Annotated in this window: 12 protein-coding genes; 9 read left to right on the top strand and 3 right to left on the bottom strand. The window is 63.3% G+C overall.

Annotation, left to right across the window (positions count from 1 at the left end):
- Positions 1-80: 80 nt before the first annotated feature.
- From HG800_RS10005 to HG800_RS09985, 5 genes are all read left to right on the top strand, one after another.
- Entirely contained in the window at positions 81-1,058 is a 978-nt protein-coding gene (locus HG800_RS10005) for an AAA family ATPase (RefSeq protein ID WP_169976447.1), read from the top strand.
- An 89-nt stretch (positions 1,059-1,147) separates the two neighbouring features.
- Complete coding sequence (locus tag HG800_RS10000) at positions 1,148-2,551, top strand: DUF58 domain-containing protein (RefSeq protein WP_169976445.1); 1,404 nt, start codon at positions 1,148-1,150, stop codon at positions 2,549-2,551.
- Positions 2,548-4,884 (top strand): DUF3488 and transglutaminase-like domain-containing protein, encoded by a 2,337-nt coding sequence (locus HG800_RS09995; RefSeq protein ID WP_169976443.1) that lies wholly within the window; start codon positions 2,548-2,550, stop codon positions 4,882-4,884. Before HG800_RS10000 ends, HG800_RS09995 begins: the two co-directional genes overlap by 4 nt.
- A 65-nt stretch (positions 4,885-4,949) precedes the next feature.
- On the top strand, positions 4,950-5,975 hold the full coding sequence (locus HG800_RS09990; protein WP_169976441.1) for a DUF933 domain-containing protein: 1,026 nt from the start codon (positions 4,950-4,952) through the stop codon (positions 5,973-5,975).
- 49 nt (positions 5,976-6,024) lie between these two features.
- Positions 6,025-6,720: a hypothetical protein gene (locus HG800_RS09985; protein ID WP_169976439.1), complete on the top strand. Its 696-nt coding sequence runs from the start codon at positions 6,025-6,027 to the stop codon at positions 6,718-6,720.
- A 22-nt stretch (positions 6,721-6,742) separates the two neighbouring features.
- Here HG800_RS09985 and HG800_RS09980 read toward each other — a convergent pair whose 3' ends face one another.
- Positions 6,743-7,162: a hypothetical protein gene (locus tag HG800_RS09980; protein ID WP_169976437.1), complete on the bottom strand. Its 420-nt coding sequence runs from the start codon at positions 7,160-7,162 to the stop codon at positions 6,743-6,745.
- A gap of 386 nt (positions 7,163-7,548) precedes the next feature.
- Here HG800_RS09980 and HG800_RS09975 point away from each other — a divergent pair, with 386 nt between their 5' ends.
- The 3 genes from HG800_RS09975 (at position 7,549) to HG800_RS09965 (ending at position 11,168) form a co-directional block, all read left to right on the top strand.
- Positions 7,549-9,657 (top strand): carboxy terminal-processing peptidase, encoded by a 2,109-nt coding sequence (locus HG800_RS09975; RefSeq protein ID WP_169976436.1) that lies wholly within the window; start codon positions 7,549-7,551, stop codon positions 9,655-9,657.
- Positions 9,658-9,896: 239 nt separating this feature from the next.
- Entirely contained in the window at positions 9,897-10,160 is a 264-nt protein-coding gene (locus HG800_RS09970) for a hypothetical protein (protein ID WP_169976434.1), read from the top strand.
- A 54-nt stretch (positions 10,161-10,214) separates the two neighbouring features.
- Positions 10,215-11,168, top strand: coding sequence for a hypothetical protein (locus HG800_RS09965; protein ID WP_169976432.1), 954 nt, complete (start codon positions 10,215-10,217; stop codon positions 11,166-11,168).
- Positions 11,169-11,236: 68 nt separating this feature from the next.
- On the opposite strand, the gene HG800_RS09960 is transcribed toward HG800_RS09965, so the two are convergent.
- On the bottom strand, positions 11,237-14,224 hold the full coding sequence (locus HG800_RS09960) for a PVC-type heme-binding CxxCH protein (RefSeq protein WP_169976430.1): 2,988 nt from the start codon (positions 14,222-14,224) through the stop codon (positions 11,237-11,239).
- Positions 14,225-14,358: 134 nt separating this feature from the next.
- The gene (locus HG800_RS09955) at positions 14,359-16,314 is read right to left on the bottom strand and encodes an ABC transporter permease subunit (RefSeq protein ID WP_169976428.1); all 1,956 of its coding nucleotides are present in this window, start codon (positions 16,312-16,314) and stop codon (positions 14,359-14,361) included.
- Between the two features lie 329 nt (positions 16,315-16,643).
- On the opposite strand from HG800_RS09955, the gene HG800_RS09950 reads away from it, so the two are divergent.
- Positions 16,644-17,048 (top strand): hypothetical protein, encoded by a 405-nt coding sequence (locus tag HG800_RS09950; RefSeq protein WP_169976426.1) that lies wholly within the window; start codon positions 16,644-16,646, stop codon positions 17,046-17,048.
- The last annotated feature ends 129 nt before the right edge of the window (positions 17,049-17,177 follow it).

The following is a 17,177-nucleotide window of genomic DNA, read 5'->3' as shown; positions in this document are numbered from 1 at the left end:
AAACGGAAGATCGTCGTTTGTATAATCGGCCGATTGTGATTCGCCGCCTTCGAATCGAGCGACCTTCGCGGAAGACGTTTATGAGTGCTCCGACCACCGACGAGTTGTCCGCGCCGGAACTGGAATCGCTGCTTGCGCAGCTCGATCGGCTGATCGAGAATATCGGCACGGTGGTGCTGGGCAAACCGGAGGTGATCCGGCTTGTGGCAGTGGCGCTGCTGGCCGAAGGGCACGTCCTGATCGAGGACGTGCCGGGCGTGGGCAAGACCCTGCTGGCCCGGGCGCTGGCCGCGAGCATTGATTGCAGTTTCCGGAGAGTGCAGTTTACGCCGGACCTGCTGCCGTCGGACATCCTGGGATCGAGCGTGTACAACTCGGGGACGGGGGAATTTGTCTTCAAGCCCGGCCCGTTGTTCGCGAACGTGATTCTGGCCGATGAGATCAACCGAACGACCCCGAGAACGCAGAGTGCCCTGCTCGAAGCGATGGGGGATCGTCAGGTCTCGGTCGAAGGAAAAACGTATCCCCTCGAACCGCCCTTCCTGGTCCTGGCCACGCAGAACCCGTTTGAGTTCGAAGGGACCTATGTCCTGCCCGAGAGCCAACTCGACCGCTTCATGATGCGGGTTCGGATGGGATACCCTTTGCGGAGCGAGGAACGGAATATTCTGACCACGCACCGGATGGGAGAGCCGGTGGAATCGCTTCAGCCGGTGCTCTCTCGCGAGGAGTTGCTGAGACTCCAACATGCAACGAGAACCGTGAAGGTCGACGATGCAATCGCTGATTACTTGCTGGAGATTGTTCATGCGACCCGAGAAAGCGAAGACCTAAACGTGGGCGTTAGCACCCGAGGAGCGCTGACGCTCTACCGGGCGGCGCAGGGATTTGCCCTGGTATCGGGGCGATCTTATGTGGTGCCCGACGATATCAAGACGATGAGCCTGCCGGTCCTTGCCCACCGGGTTGTTGGCAAATCGTTCCTCCAGGCCGGTGAGTTCAACGCCTCGGAGGCGATTATCCGCGATCTGGTCGATCGGATCCGGGTGCCGTCCTAAGTCTCCGTGCCACTTCGCTGCTTCTTCCGATCCTTTCCAGAACCAATCAACCAACCGGACGGCTCTGAACCCGTCGGGGACACCATCGCATGGCTCGAAGCCCGATCGGCAAGATCGCCCGCGCCGCCACCGCCGCGCTGCGGCCGAGTCAGACGTTACGCTGGACAGTCGAGGGGGTGGGATACATCGCCGTCTGGCTGATCTTGCTCGGAACGGGGCTGTATCAGCAGATCAATCTGGTGCTGTTGATCGCCGGGTTGGCGGCCGGTCCGATCGTGGGGTCGATCTTCGTCAGCGCGTCGGTGCTACGGGGGCTTCGGGTCATTCGGAGAGGGCCGCCGTTCGTCTTCGCTGAGGATCCGTTGGTCATCGACTACACGCTGGAAAACCCTCACCGATGGCGCGAAGCGCTGGCGATGTCGGCGGTGGATCTCTTGACCCCTGAGGAACCGGGCACTTCGGCGGCGCGCGAGCTGTATCCGAAGGTCTTTTTTTCGAGGGTCCCGGGGAAAGATCGGCTGCGAGTGACCTGGAAAGGTCAGGCTCCGGCGCGAGGTCGGTATCGGTTCGGGACGATCGAGTTGGTCACGCGATTGCCGTTTGGGTTGCTGGAACGTCGGGTGACCATCGAGCAACCGGGGTCGTTGATCGTCTATCCGACGGTGGGCACGTTGACGAGGCGCTGGCGGCGGGTCTTCCGAGAGGCAACGGAGACACGTCGAGGGCGTCGGCACGATCGCTCGTCGCAGCAGCAGGAATATCATGGTCTACGCGACTATCGGCCGGGAGACAGCCCGAGGTGGATCCACTGGCGAACCAGTGCCCGACTCGGTCAGCCGATGGTCAAGGAGTTTGAACAGCAGAGCGACCAGGATCTCGTGGTCCTGCTCGATCCCTGGCTGCCTCGGACGAAGGCGACGGCCGAGCAGCGAGAGGCAGTGGAACGGGCGATTCGATTCTGCGCGACCGTGTGCCTGGAGACGTGCCGATCGCAAGGGCGTCGGCTCTTGCTTGGCTGGACCGGACCGGCCCCGGCGATCCGGCACGGCCCGGCGTCGATCCGATTGCTGCACGAGCTGCTCGAAGCGTTGGCCTTGCTTCGGCCCACTCCGGAAGGACACGTGGGGGGATTGCTGGACGTGATGCCGCCATCGATGCTCCGTGATGCGATGATTCTGATCGTCTCGACCCGGGCGATCAATCTTGCCGAAGAGTACGAACGCTCGACCCGCCTGAACGAATCGACCGGCCTGAGACTGACGGGGCGGACGTTGTTGCTGGATGCCTCTCGGGGAGACCTGGAACGCTACATTCGCTTCGATGGTGGACGGGGGGTTGGGATCGACGTCGGTCCGATGAGCGATCGGGCGAGCCTCGGAGACGAGGATGACACTGGCAGCGAGCAGAAGATCGCCGAAGGCAACGGAGCGGTCCTCGTCGATCGAGAGAGGATGATTCCTGTGCCGTCGCGGGACGGAGGAGGGCGCTCGTGAGATTCGCGTCACTCTATCGAATCAGCATGTACGTGCTGCTGTTTCTCTCGTCCTTGATCCTGAATATCGACTCGGACGCAACGATCGATCTGGGAGGATCGTTTTTCCATTATCCGAAGTTCTTCCCGATTGTGATGGCGTTGGCGGGAATGATTGCGTACTTCGCGGTGGATCGTCGGCCGGGCAAGGGGTTGAGCACTGGAGCGGCCAACCTGCTCGGGATCGCCTCGTTAGTGCTGGTTTACTTCGAGTACCAGTTGGATCGGAGTCAGCTCGTTCTGGCGTGCGGCCACTGGCTGTACTACCTGACGATCGTCAAGATGTTCCGCCAGAAAGAGCCGGCGGACGACTGGTATCTGATCGTGCTGGGCCTGATGCAGGTGCTCGTCGGCTGTTTCCTCAGCCAGGGAGACCGCGTCGGCATCCTTCTGGTGGCCTGGGCGATCCTTGCTTTGTGGGTGCTGAGCCTGTTTTATCTGCACCGCGAGTCGCTCCGATCGGGAGCGGAGTGGCAGCGAAGCGGGCCGGTGCGACTGGCAGAAGACGAGCAAGGCCGGGTCGAGCCGGAACCGTATCCGGGGCTCTTTGGTCTGCCGTTTTACATCTCGACCGCCCGAGCGGCTGCAATGACCTTACTGCTTGGCATGTTCATCTTCTTGATCATGCCGCGATCGGAGGTGCGGTCGCAATCGCCTCGAGGTGCCTCCGCACCGCGCAGCCTGACCGGCTTCAGCGACGAGGTTCAGCTCGGCCAGATGGGGGAGATCCTCGAAAACGATACGGTCGTCTTCACGGCCGAGCTGTTCAAGGGTGGGCGACGGTTTCAGCCTGAGGAAGGGGAACTGCTCTGGAGAGGGGTGACGCTGTCTCGCTATGACGACGGCAGCTGGGGACGCGATCGGGGAGCGATTCAGCTGGGCTCGCCTCCGGCATACCGTCGTGCCCCGGACCAGATCCTCGAACAACGGATCCGCATGGAAGAAACCGCCGAGCGGGTGATCTTCGCGCTGCGGCCGATCCTCGAAATCGCAGTACGCCCGGACGGATTGATCGCCTTAAACTCGCACGATGGAACTTTGATCCGTGATCCGGATCGGGGTGTGCGACGGCTGACGGGTATCCGGCGTAATTACGGCCCGCTCGATTACGTGGTCAAGTCCGATGCCGACACCGGGCCGATTTCGGTTCAACCGGGCGAGAATGATATATTGAATTATTTTCCTGATGCGGCCGGCATGAGAGACGTTCCGCCGTCCCTTCAGGCGCCGCTCCGGGAAATCTCCGATCGGGTGGTGGCGGGCATTCCTCCCGAAAACGTGGTGGAACGGGCCCAGGCGATCGAACGATACCTGAGGGATTCGGGAACGTTTCGCTACACGCTTCAGATGACCCGGAGCGATCCGAGCCTTGATCCGAACCTGGATTTCCTGCTCAACACGCGTCGGGGACACTGCGAATATTTCGCCAGTGCGTTGACGCTGTTGCTCCGAAGTCAGGGGATCCCGGCTCGGGTGGTCAACGGGTTTAAAGGGGGAGACTGGAACGACCTGGCCCAGATGCTCACAATCCGGCAACGACATGCGCACAGTTGGGTCGAAGCGTACGTCGGTTCCACCAGCACCTCCGATCGGTTGCCCCGCTGGCTGACGCTCGATCCAGCCCCGGCGGCCGAGCGAGAGGAACAGGTGGCGCTGGTCAGCCGATTGCCGAAAAGTTTGCGGCAGGTGTCGGACTTCGTTCGGTATATCTGGGTGTTTTACATCGCGGGATTCAACGCCGATCGCCAGGAGCAATTGCTCTATCAGCCCATCCGGACTCTGGTGGCCGAGGCACGCGAAGGGTTCCGGATCATGCGGATGGCCTTGATGAATGTCGTTCGATGGCTGACGGATTTTCCGAGCCCGACGGCGTTTTTCAGCATTCGAGGGTTCATTGTCTCGTCGCTGGGAATGCTCTTGCTGGTCGGGTTGCTGACTCTGGGCCGTCGGCTCTGGCAGATGATGAGTCGACGCCTGGGAGGAGAAGATGATCGGGCCGGCGAACTCTCGGGAGCTCTGGCCGCCTATGTTCGGCTCGTCAAGGTTCTAGAGCAGTATGGGCTTCAGCGCCCTGCGACCGAGACTCCGCGTGAGTTCGCGAGACGGGCCTCGTTGCTGCTCGGCGACCGGATTCAGGACCACGAGGGACGCCCCTTGACCGACGTCCCCGGTCGGGTGGTGGAAGCCTTTTACCGGGTCCGGTTCGGCGACCTTCCTCTCGGCCCCGACGTGATGGCACAACTCGACGCACAGCTTGATGCGCTGGAACTGGGCTTGAAACCCCAGCCGGGTTGATGGAGACCGTCTTCAGACGTTCTCGTCTCGTTGAATTCATTGAGTGACGGAAGGACACCAAGTCGATGCAAGCGGGTCTGGTCGGTTTCGCCGGCAGTGGGAAAAGCACCTTGTTTCAGTTATTGACTGGGGTCACGCCCGACCCCGGCAAGGTTCACTCGGGGCAGGTCGGCATTGCCGAGTTGAACGACCCGCGCATCGACTCGCTGGCGGCGATGTTCTCTCCGAAGAAAATTACCCGGGCGAACCTCGAAATCCTCGATACACCGGGGCTCTTACCGGGGAGCAGCGGAGACAACCCGCAGCGGCTCGCCCTGATTCGCAAAGGGGACGCCCTGGTGGTGGTATTGAACGGCTTCACCCCCGATCAGGACCCTGCCGCCGAGCTGGCCAGTTTCCGCGATGAACTGGTTTTCGCCGATTTGAGTGTCTTGACCAAACGGGCCGAAACGCTCGAAAGCCAGGTGAAGAAGCCGAGGCCGGACCGGGATGCTCTGATCAAGGAGCTTGAGGTCGTCAAACGATGCGCCGCGGCGCTGGAAAGCGAGCAGGCGATCGCCGATCTGGAGCTGACCGAGGAGGAGAAGAAGCCGATGCGATCGTTCGGCATCCTCACCGACAAGGCGATGGTGGTGGTCGTGAACGCTCCGCAAGGGGAAGGAGTCCCAGCCAAGGTTGCGGAAATGTTCCCGAATGCCCTGGCAATCGACGCGCAGCTTGAGCTGGAACTTCAGCAGATGAGTCCCGACGAGCGAGCCGGGTTCATGGAGGAATGGGGGATCACCGAGCTAGGCCGTGACCGGATCATCCGGGCAGCGTATGACGCGGTCGGGATCATCACCTTCTTCACGGCGGGCGACCCGGAAGTGCGCGGCTGGAACCTGGAACGAGGGAGCAACGCGGTCGAGGCGGCCGGGAAGATCCATACTGACCTGGCCCGAGGATTCATCCGGGCCGAGGTGACGCCGTATGAGGACCTGATCCGAGCCGGTTCCGAAAAAGAGGCGAAGGCGCAGAACCTCCAGCGTCTTGAGGGGAAAGGGTACATCGTCCAGGATGGGGACGTGATGTACTTCCGCAGTAGCGTCTGACCGTTGGCCTGCGCTCGATTCCTCTCCCAAACCGATCCGGAGTCGTCTGATGATCGCCACCGTTGCCTCCGTCGCGCTTGTGCTCGGTACGACCTTCGTTCTTGCCGACGAACCAGAACGTCCGAAGGCCGCTCAGGATTGGCCCCTGGCGGCCGTCTCGACCTTCGACTCGCACGGGCTGGAAGGCTGGGTCTTCACCGACCCCAACGCCTGGCGGATCACCGAGGTCGACGGGCAGAAGGTGCTGGAGCAGCACTCGGGCAGCGACTATCAGCCTGAGGTGCGCTCCCCCTTGAACATCGCCTTGATGGAGCACCTCTGGCTCGGCTCGTTTGTCATGGACCTGGACGTCCGCTCGACGACCCGAGACTACGGGCACCGGGATCTCTGCCTCTTCTTTGGTCACCAGGATCCGAGCCACTTCTATTACGTTCACCTGGGCAAGGAAGCCGACCCCCACGCGCACAGCATCTTCCTGGTGAACGGCGAGCCTCGGGTCTCCATCGCCAAGGAACGGACCGAGGGCACCCCGTGGACGGACGGCTGGCACCACGTCCGACTCTTCCGAAACGTCGGGGACGGGACGATTCGCGTCTACTTCGACGACATGGAGAGGCCGATCATGACAACCGTGGATCAGACGTTTGGGGCCGGTCGGATCGGCGTCGGATCGTTCGACGACTCGGGTCAGTTCCGGAACATTCGGATCTGGGGCCAGAAGGCAGGGCAACCGGCGGAGGAATGATCGGATCGCCCTCGGTCTGAGATCAAGGCGATGGGGGTGACGAGCGCGAAACGATCGGCCGCCAGTGTTCTCGATCCCGAGTGGTGGATGATTCAGGGGTCGTCAGCGCCGGCGGCGGTTCGGGCGCGGAAGGACCTGCGGGGTGAGCCGAAGTCTCACCGGGCGTGTGAGGGGCCTCGTCGGGGAGTTTTCCCTTTTCCTGGCCATGCCCCTGTTCCTCGACGGGGAGCAAGGCCGCGGTGGGATTGGCGATCGGTTGCTCGACCTCGACGGGAGCCGCAGTCGGCGCATCAGAGTTCGACTCGGCAACCGTGAAGGAAGTGCCGGGATTTTCGGCCGGAAAGCCCAAATCCGCCTGACGGGCGGTGCCGGAAAGGGCCATCGCGGCGACCAGGACAATGGCAAAACTGAGCGGCATGCTCAGAATGGCCTGGCGGCTCATCGATCTTCGCTCCGAATATCTTAGGAGAGCATCATCAGGAGAAGGAGCGGGGAGTTCGGGGGTATACGTCGGTTGGTCCCAAACGCCCCTTTGCTCCGACTGAAGCATACACGCCGAACTTCCTAAACCCCCAAATTTTCCGTGCTTCTCGGTCGAGAAAGAAGGAATTCGGAGTCATGAGAAGTCTTCTCGCACAATTCGCGAGATTGTGCGTACAATAACCATGTTCTGGAACGAGGGTCGCCTTCTGAGCGGCCAGTCTGGAGCCCGCCCGTCGGCGTTGGCCCTTGGGAGGTCTGCGTCGCGTTGATCGGATCGGCTGGGAGCGGATCGTTCCGTCCCACTTGCAAGATGTTCGTCACGCGATCGTAACGGGAGCCGCCTGTATGCCCCGGATTTCAAGACATCGGTTCAAAGGAATTGCGGCGGCCCTTGGGGTCGTCGTGGGCGTCTCAGCGATGCTGGGAGCGCAGGATGCAAAGATTGACCCCTCGCAGGCCGACCGGATCACGGCACGGATTGTTGCCGAGCTGATCGAACGGGCCCACCTCTCGAAGCCGGAAATCGACGACGAGGTTTCGTCCAGGTGGCACGAGAAGTTCATTGAGTCGCTCGACCGCGGCAAGCTGTTCTTCACGAAGGATGACCTGGCCGAGTTCGAGCCGTTCAAGAACGAGCTGGACGACCAGATCCGGCGCGGTGATCTCTCGTTCGCTCAGATGGTCTTCGAGCGGTTCCGGACCCGCCTTGACGAGCGGTTTGAAGCCATCAATGCCATGCTCGACGAAGGCTTCGATTTCGAGGTCGAGGAAACCTACATTGACGACCCCGACCTGCTCGACTACCCGGCCGATGCCGAGGAAGCCCGCGAACGCTGGCGCAAAGAGCTGAAGTATCAGCTCCTTGTGCAGATGCTCAACGACACCGAGTACGACGAGGCCGTCAAGCGGCTGAAGATTCGCTACAAGGACAATCTCTACAGGTACTTCCGTCAGTTTGAAATGCTCGAATTGATGGAGTTCTACCTCTCGGCCCTCTCGCAGTCGATCGATCCGCACAGCGAGTACATGGGCTGGAAGAACCTGGAAGACATGATGAACCAGCAGCTCCAGCTCTCGCTGGAGGGGATCGGTGCGTCGTTGACGATGGAAGACGGCTTGCCGGTCATCAAGGAGATCATTCCCGGCGGGGCCGCCGCGAAGGATGGTCGGCTCAAGGCCGAGGACAAGATTCTGGCCGTCGAGAAGGAAGACGGCGAGATCGAGGATTTCTACGAGAAGAAGATTAGCGACGTCGTCCGGGTGATCCGAGGCAAGCGCGGCACGACCGTCAAGCTGATCGTGCAGCCGGCCGGCACCAAGGAGCGGAAGACGTACGACATCGTCCGCGAGAAGATCGAGCTGGCCGACCAGCACGCCAAAGGTGAGGTGATCGAAACCACCGCTCCGGACGGCACCCCACTGAAGATCGGTGTGATCAACCTGCCGAGCTTCTACGGCGACACCGCCGCGGTTCGTCGGGGGGATGCCAACGCCGTCAGCGCGACCGGCGATTGCAAGAAGCTTCTGGCCGAGTTCGAGGAGCAAGGGGTCGATTGCGTGATGATCGACCTGCGAGGCAACGGCGGCGGCCTGTTGCTGGAGGCGATCTCGCTGTCGGGCCTGTTCATCGATACCGGCCCGGTGGTTCGCGTCCGAGACGCGGACGGCATCTTGCCGTACAACGACGAGGACGCGGGGACGGCCTACGATGGTCCCTTGGCCGTGTTGATCAGCCACACCAGCGCGAGTGCCTCGGAAATCTTCGCCGGAGTGATCAAGGACTACGGTCGAGGGCTCGTGATCGGCGACTCCAGCACCTTTGGCAAAGGCACGGTGCAGAGCATCATCGACCTGAACAACTGGCTTCGTAATCCCGAAGGCTTCCCGAACCTGGGGGCCCTTCGCCTGACGATCCAGCAGTTCTACCGCGCCAACGGCATGAGCACGCAGGTTCGAGGAGTGACGCCGGACATTCACATCCCGACCGTCGCCGACCATATCGAGAAGCTCGGCGAAGGGGAGATGGATAACGCCCTCGAATTCGACGAGATCGACCCCTTGCCGCACGAGCACTGGGGCCGCGTCTCTCCGGAACTGATTGCGCAACTGATCGACCGCTCGGCCAAGCGCCGGGAGGAAGACGAGAAGTTCCAGAAGCAGGCCGAGGCGATCCAGAAGTTCATTGATCGGCAGACCCGCAAGGAACTGCCCTTGAAACAAGACCTCTTCATCGCCGAGTTCAAGAGCGACGAGGATGAGGAGGTTGAGGAACTGATCGAACAGCCCGAGTCGATGGCCCGAGCGGCGGCCAACGACAAGAAGGTCTGGAATCGCGAATCGTTCTACAACCAGGAAGTCGAGAAGATCGTCGGCGACTACGTGACGATCGGTGCTCAGGTCGTGGCCTCGGCTCCCGTCCCCGCGGCTGAGCGGGTCGGCGGCCGACGCAACTGACCTTTGGAATCGTAAGTAAACGACCTGACAGAACGAAGACGCCCTGCAGAGAGTGGCATGACCGCCTCCTTGCAGGGCGTCTTCGTTGGGTGTTCGGTCGGCAATGGCGAGTGCCGGCTCGGTCGGCTTTTCCGAACAGTTGAACCGAGCTTCCCGGCGATCGTAGGATGCAAGCGTTAAGATGATGGCACCCCAATCGGGAGTTGGGGCACGCGATCACTCACCAGGAGAACGACAAGATGCTCGGGATCGGTCCTCGAACACTCGCGCTGGCGGGGGCCTCGCTGGCCCTTCTGATCGGGCCGAACCTTCGGGCGTCGGAACCGATCGACCCGGAGCGATTTGAGGCGCTTCATCAGCTTATCCAGCCAAAGGCGGATGAAGAACTTTGGCTTCAAATTCCCTGGGAAACGAGCCTCTGGGAGGCGAGGCGGAAGGCGGCGGCCGAGGGGAAGCCGATCCTTCTATGGGAGATGGACGGCAATCCGCTCGGCTGCACCTGAAACAACGGGGTTCTGGGCCGTGCGCTCAGTTTCTCGGATCCGGAGATCATCCGGATGGCTTCCGATGACTTCATTCCGGTCGTGGGAGACGACTGGTATCAGCGGCGTCGTCAGGACGCCGAGGGGGATTTTCTACGCAAGGTGGCTGCTCAGGGTCCTCGAGGGGACGGGGGTGGCACGCTCCAGGGCATTTATACCCTGACTCCCGACGGTACCTTGCTGGCCTACAAGAACGCCGGACAAGCCCCGGACGTGATGCGCGAGGTGCTCCGAGGCGCACTCGACACCTGGAAACGGCTCCCCGAGGCACGCCGTCGTCCGGGAGCGATCACGGCGGGCGCTCCGGGGCCCGTCGACGAACAGTACGATCGGACTCCTCCCGAAGATGGTCTGATCGTCAAGGTGTTCACCCGAGCCCTGGAACGGGAGGAGGCGGGATCGGATCCGGACCGCTACTCCTGCGCTCCGGGTCGGGGGGGTGAGGCCGCTCGCGACCACCTTTGGTTGACCCGAGAGGACTGGAAGGCCCTGATTCCTGCCAGGAACCCGGCTCCGGGACAGGTGGTGACGATCCCCGATCGGGTCGTGGAGCGGATCGTCCGCTTCCATCTGGTCGACAACACGCGAGGCGAACCGCCGTTCTGGAGCGCCGAGGATGTCCGGGAAGCAGCGATGACCCTGATGGTCGAGGATGTTTCGCCCGATCGTGTCCGGCTGCGGCTCAAGGGGAAGGCGCTGCTTGCGACCTCGGCGGAAGTGGCAAAGGCGGATCGCGGCTATGACGCGAGCGTGATGGGGATCATCGAGGTTGACCGCCGCTCGGAGACGATCAGGCGGTTCGATGTCGTGGCCCTGGGCGAGCATTGGGGAGAAGGGCGCTATACCCGAGGGGCTCGGCCGGGACGGTCGCCCTTGGGGGTGGCGTTCTCGCTCGTCGATGGGTCGAACCCGGCCGACCGGATCGCTCCTCAGGCGAGCCGGTACTTGCCGGGATATCTCAATCCGTGACGACTGGCGAGAGGTGGAGAGGGTCGCTTCGAAGCGGCCTTCTCCACGCAATCGTTTCGGCCTGAGGATCAGCTGCCGGAGAGACTCTTGAGGTAGGTGATCAGGTCGGCCATCTGCTCGACGGAGACCTGCTCCTCAAGCCCTTCGGGCATGAGGGACTGACCGGACGAGGAGAGCTCGTCGATCTGGTCGCGAGGGACGACATCGGTGACCCCTTCGGCACGCTTGAGCGTGATCGAGGTGGGGGTTTCCGAGGCGATCTGACCGCTGAGGATGCGGCCGTCGACGGTCGCAACATTGTAGTTGAGGTACTGGGGCAGGACCTCAAGGTTCGGGTCGAGGATGTGGAGGATCAGCCCTTCCTCGTCGCGGTTGGTGACGGTGGCCAGGTCGGGGCCGACCTCGGCGCCGAACCCTTCGGCCTTGTGGCAAGTGGCACAGGCGGCCCGGAAGACGACCTGGCCGCGGGCGACATCGCCAGAGAGGGCGAGGGCACCCTTGTAGGAGGCGACCACCTCGGCTCGTGAGGAGGTGCCGAGGTTGGCCAGGAGCTGCTCGGCACGGGCGCGGAGCCTGGCGTCTCGCGATTGGAGGAGCTGATCACGCCGGGCGGGATCGAGCTGTCCGGGAGGGATGTCACCGCGTTCCATCGCGTCGAGCAGGGCCAGGATCCGGTCGGGACGGGCAAAAAGGACCTCGGTCGCTTCTCGCCGGGCGGCTGGGCTGAGCGCTCGCCAGGCAGCGGTCAGGAACGGGCCGACCTCAGATTCAGAGCGGTCGCCGAGCGTTCGCATGGCGGCAAGCTGTACCGGAGCGGGCTGGCGGCCGTCGATCAGCTCGGGTAGGACGTCGAGGGCCAGGTCACTCGGGGCGAGTGCGAGGAGTCGAACGGCTTCAACGCGGCTGGAGTCATCACCCTCACCCAGGGCGGTCTCGGCGGCGCGTTCGAAGACGGGGACGAGAGCGGGACCAGCCTCTCCGGCAAGCAGGGTCGCGGCCGATCCCCCCGAACGTCGGAGCCCTTCGCCCAGACCGGTCAGGACGGCGAGGACCACCGAAGGCCGGGCATCGGGACCGGCGATCCGGGAGAGCAGGGCGTCGAGCGCCTGTTGGTCGGCCGAGGCACCGACGAGGAGGGCCAACTCGCTAATCCAGGCGGAGGCCTCGGGGCGATCGAGGACCTCGGGACGATCGACGAGCGCGGAGAGCAACTGATCGGCCCGACCTGAAAGCGAACTCATCACGGCCGATCGGGTCCAGCGGTCGCCCGTGTCGTGAGCGACAATGGCGGCGAGGGCGTCGATCGCGTCTGGCCCATCCACGGCTCCGATCGAGAAGGCGGCCTGGAAGCGGACCATTGAGTCGTCGTCGTTCGCCAGGGCGAGCAGCGCCTCTCGCAGGGCGGGGCTGTCGGCAACAATCGGCTCGGCGAGTTTAGCGGAGGCTTCCCGAACGCGGGGCTCGTCGTCGGAGAGGGCGGGCAAGAGATCTTCGCTCGTAAGTTGGCCGAGGGCGGCGAGGGTCCAGAGGGCGTGCATCCGTCCCAGGGCGGTCGGGCGAGCCGCGGCCAGGGCACGGAGGGCCGGGGCAACCTCGACGGCGTTGCGTTCGAGAAGAAGGCGCTGGGCGGTCTCGCGCCACCAGGCGTCGGGATCGGCGAGCAAGGGGACGAGTTCGCTCGAAGGTGCTTGACTCAACCGAGGGGGCTCGCGGCGGGTGAAGCCGGCAGGGACGAGGTTGTAGAGCCGGCCGCGGTCGTAGCCGCTGGTCAGGTCGAGGTGCTTCTTGATCGGCTCGGGAATCGAGGCGGGGTGCTCGATCGTCTCGCGGTACATGTCCATGACGAGCAGGGTGCCGTCGGGCGTGTTCCGGAAGCCGACCGGGCGGTGCCAGTTATCGGTGGAAGCGACGAATTCCACGTTTTCCTCGGCCCGGGTGGCCTTGAAGGCGGCGCCGTCGATCTCCATTCTCTTACGATGGATGAGGTTGCCGCCGACGTCGCCGATGAAGGCGTTGCCGAGGTATTCGGGACCGTAGGCGGAGCCTCGGTAAATTGTCACGCCGGTGGCGGAGGTGAAGTAACCGGCGGGGACCAGTTCGTTCGGGGGCAATCGGCGACGGAACTCGGGGTCGGCGGCGCGTTGGCGGGTGCGGACGATCCGCCAGGGTTCGACCGGGCTGATGCGGAAGACCGGGGCCGCAGGCCCTTCGACGGCGATGTCGGCCACCGGAGTGCTGGCGGCGTAATCGGGGTTGCGGGCGAGGGAGTCGGCCGGGAGAACGATCTGACGGATGTGGTTGCTGTTCGAGCAGGTGAAGCGGTGTCCCCAGTCGTCGAAGCTGTGGCCGTGCTGGCCTCCTCCGGAGATCGGCTCGAAGATCGAGGCGTCGGGCTTGAAGCGGAAGTCGCGACGGCCGAGGGGGATAGGGGGATCGTTCGGCCGGGTGTGGTTGATCACCTCCTCGGCCCCGTTGGAGCTGGCGACGCCGTAAATCCAGCCGTCGGGTCCCCAGAGCAAGCCATTGAGCAGGCCCTGAACGTTGCTCAGGCCGAAACCGGAGAAGACGACCTTGCGCACGTCGGCCACGCCGTCGCCGTCGGTGTCCTTGGCATAGATGATGTCGGGAGCGATCGTCAGATAGACGCCGCCGTCATAGGGGGCGATGCCGGTCGGCCAGGAGATGTCGTCGAGGAAGGTCGTGCCGGAGTCGTACACGCCGTCGCCGTCGGTGTCTTCGATCAGGCGGATGCGGCCGGTGGGCACGTCCTGGGGATACGGATAGCCGCGCATCTCGACCACGTAGAGCCGGCCGTCGGCATCGTAGCAGACGTCGACCGGGTCGGTCACGAGCGGCTCGATGGCCACGGGGACCAGTGAGAAGCCGTTCTGAACCTTGAACGTGGCAAGGGCATCGGCCGGTTCGACCGCCGGAATGCGGGGAAGTTCTCGGGCGAGATCGTCGTCGGCGTCGTCCTGGAAGATCGGCGCGGCCGAAACCGCGACGCAGAGCAAGAGGGCCGGGGAGAGGAGGGCCCAGCGTAACCGATGCTGCATCGGAGATCCCTCGGAGGGTAGGAGGCTCCCCCTCGGCTTCGATTCTCTCAGGAGCGCAGGCGGAAGGAAGCCGAGGGGGTCAACGGAAGGCGAGGCGGGAGGCCGGAAGGCCCGGTCGACGGCGGCGGCGGGCACTACCCCTGAATCGCATTGGTGCGTCCCAGGGCGATGTCGAAATCACTGACCGCAGGGATCAGCATCGACAACAGGGCAAAGGAGTAGACCGCCAGGCTAACCAGGAAGGCCGCCCCGAAGTCTCCCTGCAGGATACTGATGATGCAGTAGAAGCTCCAGAAGGGGGTGAGCAACGCCACCAATCCGATCGCCGGCGAGGGGTTCTTCGCGCCGAGCGATCCGTAGAGCGCCACGCTGCCCGCCCCGATGAACACCAGGAAGCTGAGCAACTGCCGGGCGAATTCCTGCCTGCTCTGGATGATCAAGGCTGCGCAGAACAAAATGCCGAGCATCAGGAAAAAGATCGTCCCCAGGCTATTCGCCACTGCCTGTCGGCTATTCGTATACGTGATGGCCGCATGCAGGCCGAGCATCGCCGAGAAGTGGACGAGCACGGCGAAGTTGATGAGCACGAAGATCAAGGAATCGAGCTTCATGTAGCCCATCGCCCAGATGCCGATGGCCAGGGCAATGGGCAAGACGATCATCTCCTTGGTGTTGTACAACACACCATAGAGCTTGCCGTAGATGAACTGCTGCGGAGACAGCTCGGTCACGAGCAGCAAGTCCAGTGCGCCGGTGTCGCGCTCGCTCGTCAGGGCCGTCACCCCCTGGGCGTTGACGAGGATGAGACTGAGCACGGCCAGCAAGGCGGGGATGGCCGCCTTGGCCCCTTCCCAGGGACCGGAGCCGGGGCCGATGCTTGTAAAATAGGCTGCCACGCCCAAGGCGAAGGCCAACACGTAGGCCCCCTTGATGATCAGGGGCTTGGTACCGTAGGCCCGGGTGCGAAGCTCTCGCCAGAGGATCGGATTCGACCAGACCTCGCGATACGGGCGGAACTTGCGGACGACCCGACGGTGCGTGCGGCGAGGGACGTGCAGGCCGGTCGTCTCGCGGCGGACGTAAGGCTCGGCTTCGGAGGAATCGGGGGCCGTCGCAACCCCAATGCGGGGTGATTCGGGACGATCACCGCGGGCCTCGGAGACCTGCTCGGCGATGACTGCGCTGACAGTCGCGGGGGAGCGTCGGGCGGATTCGGCCAGGGACTCGGCTTCATCCACCTCGTAGAGCTGCTCGACGACCTCGACGTCGCCTTCCTCGTCCCCTTCACGCTGTTCCCGAGGCTCGTTCTTGCCGGGATTCCAGACGCGGAGCTTGATGATCGAGGCCAGGACGATGAGCGCCGCCGCCGCGAGATAGATGCCGGTGAAGACCAAACTCGAACCCCCGAGTGGGCCGACCAGGCGCTCGGGACGGGGGCGGATCGCCTCGGCAATGGCCTGAAACGGGCTGAGGGCTGAAGCGATCCAAATGGACTCGGGAAGAATGAGGGCCGCCGCCTCGCCGAGAATCAAGAACAGCACGACGAGCAACACGGTTAAGGCAATCGACTGAAACGTCCGGTCGCGCCAGAGCGCAACGATCATCCCCAGCGCCCCGCCGAAGAACCCGGCGGCAAACGTCACGAGGAAGACGTCGATCACCTGCCCGAACGAGACGCCGCCGAGCAGAAGGCAAAGGCAAAAGACCGGCAACGACGTGAGCAATAACGTCAGGATTTGCAACAGGCTGGCCACGAGCTTGCCGACGACGATCTCGATGTCGCGCAGGTCGGTCATGAGCAAGAGGACGAACGTCCGCCGATCTTTTTCATGAGCCACGGCGGTGGCCGCGGCGATCGGCGCGAAGAAGAGCATCAAGGTCAGTTGAAGATAGGCGAAGAATGAGAACAGGATGGCTCCGAATCGAGACAGGATGCTCAGCGCGTTGCCCTCGTCCCAGCCGACCAGGACCTGCCAGACCGTCAGCATGACGATCAGCAAGCCACCGGCATAAGACGCCCGGGCGGCATAATAGCGCGGCGGCCGGGGAGCGGTCAGCAGTTCTCGGGCGATGATGGGTCCGGCGAACAACGCGTGGTCCTCCTCGGTAGGCGGTGAGAAACAACAAGGGCAACGACTCATCCCCGGCCAGGGGGCGAGGATCCATCAAGACGGTCGTGGGCGTACCGCGACGTCCCAGAATAGCATAAGCAGGGCGGGAGGGGTCGAGTCGGTCGCAAGGGATTGGCGGTATTCTTCGGGGCCGGTCCTTCCGAGTTCTTGAACCTGGAGGCTTTTCTCGATGGCCACAGTTTGGCGATGATCGTCCTTGACTTCGAGCGACTGCCTTCGCAGACTTAAAGGAGTTGCACATCTCGCCCATTGGTCCCGTCGTTCGCAAGAGATCGGAGCCGATCCCGGTGCCCGCGCTGTCGTCCAAGGCTCGGCAGGCCGTGATGCTCGCTGCCCTGACCGGGTGTGCGCTTGCTCTTGGTCCGTCCCGAGAGGCGGGTGCTGCCGCTTGCCATGTGGCCGATCGGCCGGTCTTCGGCCTGTCGAGCGATCCAGGTGATCGGGCTCCCGTGACGGTCGACGGCACCGTGATCGTTGAGGCTCCCTCTCCGATTGAGATCGAGCAGCGGTGCCCATCGGAAGATTCCGAGCGTCCGCCCCTGCGGTCCTCGGTGTGGTCGGGCGATTCCTCGTTGCTTGAGTGGATCGACCCGATTCCGAATGAGCCTTCAGATCTCCTTCGTCCGGAAGCGGACGCGGAGAGACCGATCCGAAGGTGCGTTCGAATCGATCGCCCTCCTCGACTGCGCTGAAACACGAGGTTGCGCACTTCGACGCGTTGATCGTTGTCGCCGCGGTTGGCCGCGATGAACGCTTGAGGTGTGGATTCAACGCGTCGGGCCGAGCGGTCCGACAGGTGTTTCATCCACGGGTCGAGAATT

The sequence above is a fragment of the Tautonia rosea genome (genome assembly GCF_012958305.1).
GTDB classification, from domain to species: domain Bacteria; phylum Planctomycetota; class Planctomycetia; order Isosphaerales; family Isosphaeraceae; genus Tautonia; species Tautonia rosea.
This window is presented reverse-complemented; position numbering and strand designations above follow the sequence as displayed.